Here is a 7,538-nt window from a genome sequence, read left to right as displayed (position 1 = left end):
GTGGGCGATGGCGATCACCGTCTTGCCTTCCATCAGCCGGTTCAGGCTCTGCTGGATGGCGGCCTCCACCTCGGAATCGAGGGCGCTGGTCGCTTCGTCCAGCAGCAGGATGGGCGCGTTCTTGAGCATCACCCGTGCGATGGCGATGCGCTGGCGCTGCCCGCCGCTGAGCTTGACGCCGCGCTCGCCCACATGCGCCGCGAGGCCGTGGCGGCCCTGCGGGTCGGTCAGCGTGTCGACGAAGCCGGAGGCCTCGGCCCGTTCGGCGGCGGCGCGCACCTCGGCTTCGGTCGCGTCGGGCCGGCCGTAGGCGATGTTGTCGAACAGCGAGCGGTGCAGCAGGCTGGTGTCCTGCGTGACCATGCCGATGTGGGCGCGCAGCGAATCCTGCGTCACATGGGCGATGTCCTGGCCATCGATCAGCACGCGGCCGTCTTCCAGGTCATGGAAGCGCAGCAGCAGGTTGACCAGCGTGGATTTGCCCGCGCCGGAGCGGCCGACCAGGCCGATCTTCTCGCCCGGTCGAACCGTCAGGCTGAGGCCGTCGATCACGGTGCGGCCCTGCACCGCAGGCGCCGTCGCGCCGGGCAGCAGGGGCGGGCGGTAGCTGAACTTGACGTTGTCGAAGCGCACCTCGCCGCGCTCGACCACCAGCGGCCTGGCATCGGGGGCGTCCACCACCGTGCGCTGGCGGCTCAGGGTGTTGATGCCGTCCTGCACCGTGCCCACGGCCTCGAACAGGCTGGTCGTCTCCCACATGATCCAGTGCGACATGCCCTGCAGCCGCAGCGCCATGGCGGTGGCCGCGGCCACGGCGCCCACGCCAACCTCGCCACGGCTCCACATCCACAGGCCCACGCCGGCCATGCCGCCGACCAGCAGCATCGACAGGGCATGGTTGACGATCTCGAAGGCGCTGACCAGCCGCATCTGCGTGTAGCCGGTCTTGACGAAGTCCTGCATGGCGGCGCGGGCGAACTGGGCCTCGCGCCGGGTGTGCGAGAAGAGCTTGACGGTGGCGATGTTGGTGTAGGCGTCGGTGATGCGCCCGACCATGGCCGAGCGCGCGTCCGCCTGCGCCTTGCCGATGCGGCCCAGCCGCGGCACGAACCAGGCCATGGCGATCAGATACAGCACCAGCCAGACGACGAAGGGCCAGATCAGCCCGCCCGCGAACACCCCGGCCAGTACCACGATGGTGGCGACGTAGGTGGCCATGGTGACCAGCACGTCGGCCATCACGAAGAGCGTGTCGCGCACGGCCAGGGCGGTCTGCATGACCTTGGTGGTGATGCGTCCGGCGAACTCGTCCTGGTAGAAGGACATGCTCTGACCCAGCATCAGCCGATGGAAGTTCCAGCGCAGGCGCATCGGCAGGTTGATGGCCAGCACCTGGTGCTTGACGATGGTCTGCAGCGCCACCACCAGCACACTGGCCGCCAGCGCGACGGCCAGCCAGGTGAGGGCGCCGCCGCGCTCGGCCCAGAGCTGGGCGGGCTCGATGCCCGAGAGCCAGTCCACCAGCCGGCCGAGCATGCCGAAGAGCAGCGCCTCGAAGGCCGACATGATGGCCGTGAGGAAGGCCAGCGCCGCCACCTTGCCGCGCACGCCGTCAGTGGTGAACCAGAGGAAGGCGAAGAAGCCCTTGGGCGGCAGCGAAGGCTCGTTGGGCGGATAGGGCTGGAGCAGTTTTTCGAAGAAGCGGAAGAGCAAGCGCGGTGTCTCCTGGACGAGGCCCGGCACTGTACCGGCGGTGCAGCGACGGCACGACGAGCAGGGCTTTGCGGAAGAGGGCAGCGGTGCGTCAACTGGCGATGGCCGGCCGCGGACAAAAAAGAAGAGGCGCCTCTGCAGGGCGCCCCTTGTGTGCCGGTGATCGTCTGCGGGGAATGGCGTCAGGATCGGCAGGCCTGCTGGCTTCGCGGCGGGCATCCCCTTCGCAATGCACGGAAGACTGCGCCTGTGTCGCCGATCCCGTTTCCCGCGGGGTGCTCGACCTGGCACGACTGCAAGGTGCGCCGGGCCCGGGGAGGGCCGTGTAGGACGTCGGCGCTTCGAAGCCGGTGCGCGCGACGTTCAGCGTGTCGGCGAGGGCAACGGGGCCGAAGGCGCAACCGGGTCAGCAGGCGCGACACCGGGCGCAAGCGCTGCCGCGAGGAAGTCGATGAAGCTGCGCAGCGCGGGTGCCATGTGCTGGCGGCTCGCGTACACCGCGAACAGCGTGTTGGCCGGCGTGCGCCATTCGGGCACCAGTCCAACGAGCCGCTGCTGCGCCAGGTCTTCGTCCACCAGCCAGGAGGGCAGGTAGGCGATGCCCAGCCCCGCATGCACCGCGTGGCGGGTGAGATGCGTGTCGTCCGAGCGCATGACCGGCGTCAGGCGCAGCGCGGCCTGCCGACCGTCCGCATGACGCAGCACGAGGCCTTCAAGCTCCACGTAGCTGGGCACGATGGCGCCCAGGGCGGCGAGCTCTTCGGGTTGGGTGAACTGTCCGGGTTGGCCGCAGTTGGCCAGGTAATGGGGCGCGGCCACGAGGTGGAAGTCCACGGCGCACAACGGCCTCGCGATGAGCGCGGCGGCCGGCTCCTGCGTGGCACGCAGGGCGAGGTCGAAGCCGTCGGCCACCAGGTCCACCCGCCGGTTGGCCAGGTGCAGGTCGACCAGCACCTGCGGGCATTGCGCGTGGTAGTCCGCCAGCAGCCGCGCCATGCGCGCTGTGCCGAACCAGACCGGCGCGCTGATCTTGAGGCGGCCGCGCGGCGTGGCGTCTGCGTCCGCGGCCAAGGCCGCCTCCGCGCTGTCGAGCAGGTCGAGCGCCCGGCTGCTCTGCTCGTACCAGCTGCGGCCGGCGTCGGTCAGGCTGAGGTGCCGGCTGGAGCGGTGCAGCAGCCGCGCCCCCAGGCTGCGTTCCAGCTGTGCGATGTGCCGGCTGGCCATGGGCGCCGAGATGCCCATCGCCTCGGCGGCGCGAGCGAAGCTGCCCGATTCGACGACCTCCCGGAAAAGGCGCAGGCTGGTGAGGCGATCCATGGATCAATTGCGTGGGATGAAACTGAATCTTGAATGTACGGCCATCGATTGCGGGATGAGAAAGGTCTAAAGTCCTTTTCAACACGATTCAGGAGCCCTTCGCCATGAGCACGATCAATTCGCCGCGCCTGCCCACCTACTTCGTCTCCCACGGCGGCGGCCCCTGGCCCTGGATGAAGGCCGAGATGGGCGACACCTATGCCCAACTGGAAGCGGCCCTGGCCGACATGCCTCGGCAGATCGGTCGCAAGCCGCGCGCCATCCTGATGATTTCGGCCCACTGGGAGCGGCCGCGCTTCACGGTGCAGGCCAATCCCCATCCGGCCATGGTCTACGACTACGGCGGCTTCCCTGCCCACACCTATCAGGTGCGCTACGACGCCCCCGGCGATCCGGCGCTGGCGCAACGCGTGCAGGCGCTGATCGAGGCCGCGGGCCTGCCGGCAGGCGTCGATGCCGAACGCGGCTACGACCACGGCATGTTCTCGCCCATGAAGGCCATCTATCCCAACGCGGATGTGCCGGTCGTCCAGCTTTCGCTTCGCCAGGGTCTGGATCCGGCCGAGCACCTGGCGCTGGGGCGTGCGCTGGCGCCGTTGCGGGATGAGGAAGTGCTGATCGTGGCCAGCGGCCTGAGCTACCACAACCTGCGCGCCTTCGGCCCCCAGGCCGCGGCACCGTCGCGGGCCTTCGACGACTGGCTGGGCCACACGCTGACGGACAGCGATCCTGTCGCGCGTGCGCAGGGCCTGATCGGCTGGGATTCCGCGCCCGCCGCCCGCATCGCCCATCCGCGGGAGGAGCACCTGATCCCGCTGATGGTGGCCGTCGGTGCTGCAGAAAACGAGGCGGGGCATCGGGTGTATTACGAGAACGGCTTCATGGGCGGGCTGACCGTCTCCAGCTACCGCTTCGGCGACGCACCCGGCGCGCAGTAGCTAGAGCCCCTCTGCCCGCGCGGGAGAGGGATAAACCGCCCGGCGCCCAGTCGGCGCGGCCGCTATGCTCCGGCGCCGATGACCACCGACACCGACCTCCTGGCCTTCGCCGAGCGCCACCCGCGCCTCTTCGTGCTGACCGGCGCCGGCGTCAGCACCGAATCCGGCATCCCGGACTACCGGGATGCCCAGGGCAATTGGAAGCGCCCGCCGCCCGTCACCTACCAGGCCTTCATGGGCGAGGAGGCCACCCGCAAGCGCTACTGGGCCCGCAGCATGATCGGCTGGCGCACCATGGGCCAGGCGCGGCCCGGACCGGCGCACCATGCCCTGGCCGCGCTGGAATCCCAAGGACGCGTCGCCATGTTGCTGACCCAGAACGTGGACGGCCTGCACCAGGCCGCCGGCAGCCGCAACGTCATCGACCTGCACGGCCGCATCGACACCGTGCGCTGCATGGCCTGCGAGCACCGCCTGACCCGGGCCGAATTCCAGGCTGGGCTGCTGCGCCGCAACCCGGACTGGGCGGCGCTCGACGCCCGGGCCGCGCCCGATGGCGATGCCGACCTGGAACTGCGCGATTTCTCCGGCTTCGACATCCCGCCATGTCCCGTCTGCGGCGGTCTGCTCAAGCCGGACGTGGTGTTCTTCGGCGAAAGCGTGCCCCGCGACCGGGTCGACGCGGCATATGCCGCGCTGGAGGCGGCCGACGCGATGCTGGTCGTCGGCTCTTCGCTGATGGTGTATTCGGGCTTTCGCTTCGTACAGCGCGCGGTGGAACGCGGCCTGTCGGTGGCGGCGCTCAACCTCGGCCGCACGCGGGCGGACGCGCTGCTGTCGCTCAAGGTCGCGGCGCCCATCGGCCCGACGCTGGAACGGCTCGCCGGGATGCTGGTGCCGCCGGACGCCCGGGCGGCCTGACAGCGCCGATTCGCAGTCATGCGCCGGCGCAAGCTTCGCAACAGCCAAGGGTGCTAAAAGGCGATCCAGCCGCGCGGCCACGTCAGCCGTGCAGCACGGAGACAACACGCCATGCCCAACGCCACGTATCGCCCCATGTCGGCGGCCGGTGCCGCACTGCCGATGGCGGCACCCGACGCCATCCTGGCCTCGCACGCCCGCAGCGCCGACTTCGGCCTGCGCAGCCACGAACGCGCCGACCTGCCGCCGCTGGCGAATGCCGACCTGGCGGAGGCGATGGGCCGCAACGCGCTGCTCTTCGACCACGCCCGGCCGGTGATGGAAACGCTCTATGCCCAGATCGCCGGTACGCAGAGCCTGGTGCTGCTCACCGATGCCGACGGCGTGATCCTGCATGCGCTGGGCGACGACGACTTCCTGGGCCGCGCCGACCGCGTGGCGCTCAAGCCGGGCGCGGCCTGGTCCGAGCGCTGCCGCGGCACCAACGCCATCGGCACGGCGCTGGCCCTGCAGCAGGCGGTGCAGGTCAACGGCAGCCAGCATTACCTGCAGGCGAATCACTTCCTCACCTGCTCGTGCGCGCCCATCCTCGATCCGCGTGGCCAGGTGCTGGGCGCGTTGGACGTCAGCGGCGACCAGCGCAGCCGCAGCGCCCACACGCTGGCGCTGGTGCGCATGTCCTCGCAGATGGTCGAGAACCACCTGTTCGACCAGGTCTACGAGGATGCGCTGCGCCTGCGCTTCCACGCCCGGCCGGAGTTCCTGGGCACGCTGATGGAGGGCCTGGCCGCGTTCACGCCGGATGGCCGCTTCCTCGCCGCCAACCGCAGCGCGCAATTTCAGCTCGGCCTGTCGACCGCGGCGCTGGAGGCCCACACCTTCTCCTCGCTCTTCGGCCTGCCGGTGTCGCAGGCGCTGACCCATGCCCGGCAGGGCCCGGCCGCCTTGTTGCGGCTGCACCTGCCCGGCGGCGTGGCGGTGTCGGCGCGGCTGGAGTCGCGGGCCCGGGCCGCCCTGGTGGCGGTGGCCGTCGATGCGCCCGCCGCCGCGTCGGTGGCCGCTCGGCCGCGCGAATCGGGTGGCCCGCGCTTCTCGGGCCTGCGCTACCTGGACACCGGCGACGCCCAGCTCGCGCAGGTGCTGGCTCGCGTCGGCAAGGTGGTCGGGCAGGATGTCCCGGTGCTGATCCTAGGCGAGACCGGCACCGGCAAGGAATGGCTGGCACGCGCCATCCACCACGATTCACCGCGGCGCAACGGGCCCTTCGTGGCTGTCAACTGCGCTGCCATCCCGGAGACGCTGATCGAGTCCGAACTGTTCGGCTACGAGGAAGGCGCCTTCACCGGTGCGCGACGCAAGGGCAACCCGGGGCGCATCCTGCAGGCGAACGGCGGCACGCTCTTCCTCGACGAGATCGGCGACATGCCGCTGGCGATGCAGGCCCGGCTGCTGCGCGTGCTGCAGGAGCGCAGAGTGGCGCCCCTGGGCAGCGGCCGGCAGGTGCCGGTGGACGTGGCCGTGGTCTGCGCCACCCACCGCAACCTGCGCACCATGATGGCCGAGGGGCGCTTCCGCGACGACCTCTACTGGCGCCTGAACGGCCTGGTGGCCCGCCTGCCGCCGCTGCGCGAGCGCAGCGACCTGCCCGTGGTGGTGCAACGGCTGCTGCAGACGCAGCAATCCGAGGCCGGCCTGGTCGATACGCCGCCGCTCGCGGCCCAGACGCTGACGCTGCTGCGCCGCCATGCCTGGCCGGGCAACCTCCGCCAACTGGCGAGCGTGCTGCGCACGGCGGCCCTGATGGCGCGGGGCGAGCCGCAGATCCTGCCCGAGCACCTGCCCGAGGACTTCCTGGACGACCTGCAGGCGGACGCGACGGACGGCCCGGCTGCCAACCCTGCGCCGACGCCCGCCGCGCGGCCGGCCGCGGGCACCGGAACGCTCGATGCCCTCGAGCAGGCCGCGCTGGACCAGGCCATGGCCGCGCATGGTGGCAATGTGTCGGCGGTGGCACGGGCGCTCGGCCTGTCGCGCAACGCCGTCTACCGACGGCTGCGCCGACAGGGGTGAGCGGCGCGTGCCGCGTCCCTTAGGCCGGCCTTAAGGCGTCCGGTCGGCCGGGAACGCCGGGTGAGGCGTTGGAGTCCCATCCATGCAAGGCCCGAAACGGACCGAGGAAGGAAGACCGACCCATGACACCCCAAGAACTGTCCCTGCTCGAAGACCTGCTGCAGCGCCTGGCCGCGGTGCACGGAGTGCAGAAGGACCCGCAAGCCGACGCCCTGATCCGCGAACGGCTGGCGGCGCAGCCCGACGCCCTTTACCTGCTGACCCAGCGCACCCTGCTGCTGGAGCACGCGCTGCAGGATGCGCAGCGGCAGCTGGCCCAACGCCCCGCCGCCGCGGCGGATCCCGGCGGTGCCGCTTTCCTGCAACGTGGGCTGGAGCCGGGCTTCGGGCGCGATGCCGTCGATCCCGACGCCTACAACCCCGGGCGTGCGGCCTACCGGGGCGCGCCGGCCGGTTATGCCCCGGGGGCGCCCGCACCTGCGATGGCAGCAGCGCCCGCGCCTGGCTGGCGCGAGCGCCTCTTCGGCGCTGCGCCCGCGGCGGCGGCACCGGCTCCGAGCAGCGGCCCCAGCTTCCTGG

6 protein-coding genes are annotated in these 7,538 nt (G+C 71.1%); 4 read left to right on the top strand and 2 right to left on the bottom strand.

From position 1 onward, the window contains the following. Both QZ772_RS22635 and QZ772_RS22630 read right to left on the bottom strand, forming a co-directional pair. Nucleotides 1–1,713: ABC transporter ATP-binding protein (locus QZ772_RS22635; protein WP_295531385.1), on the bottom strand; the 1,713-nt coding region annotated here is incomplete at its 3' end. Nucleotides 1,714–2,076: 363 nt separating this feature from the next. Beyond that, the gene (locus QZ772_RS22630; protein WP_295531382.1) at nucleotides 2,077–3,030 is read right to left on the bottom strand and encodes a LysR family transcriptional regulator; all 954 of its coding nucleotides are present in this window, start codon (nucleotides 3,028–3,030) and stop codon (nucleotides 2,077–2,079) included. A gap of 104 nt (nucleotides 3,031–3,134) precedes the next feature. Here QZ772_RS22630 and QZ772_RS22625 point away from each other — a divergent pair, with 104 nt between their 5' ends. The 4 genes from QZ772_RS22625 to QZ772_RS22610 form a co-directional block, all read left to right on the top strand. Continuing rightward, nucleotides 3,135–3,968 carry a class III extradiol ring-cleavage dioxygenase gene (locus QZ772_RS22625; protein ID WP_295531379.1) on the top strand — a complete coding sequence of 278 codons (834 nt, stop codon included), beginning with the start codon at nucleotides 3,135–3,137 and terminating at the stop codon, nucleotides 3,966–3,968. Between the two features lie 78 nt (nucleotides 3,969–4,046). Beyond that, nucleotides 4,047–4,889, top strand: a complete 843-nt coding sequence (locus QZ772_RS22620; protein WP_295531377.1) for an NAD-dependent protein deacetylase — start codon at nucleotides 4,047–4,049, stop codon at nucleotides 4,887–4,889. A 111-nt stretch (nucleotides 4,890–5,000) separates the two neighbouring features. Continuing rightward, nucleotides 5,001–6,959, top strand: a complete 1,959-nt coding sequence (locus tag QZ772_RS22615) for a sigma-54-dependent Fis family transcriptional regulator (RefSeq protein WP_295531374.1) — start codon at nucleotides 5,001–5,003, stop codon at nucleotides 6,957–6,959. A gap of 122 nt (nucleotides 6,960–7,081) precedes the next feature. Continuing rightward, nucleotides 7,082–7,538, top strand: a 457-nt coding sequence (locus QZ772_RS22610) for a DUF2076 family protein (protein WP_295531371.1), incomplete at its 3' end; no start/stop codon positions are given.

The organism is uncultured Pseudacidovorax sp. (genome assembly GCF_913773995.1).
In the GTDB taxonomy this organism is placed as follows: domain Bacteria; phylum Pseudomonadota; class Gammaproteobacteria; order Burkholderiales; family Burkholderiaceae_C; genus Xenophilus.
Note: the sequence above shows the minus strand (reverse complement) of the source record. Positions and strands in the feature narration are given on the sequence as shown.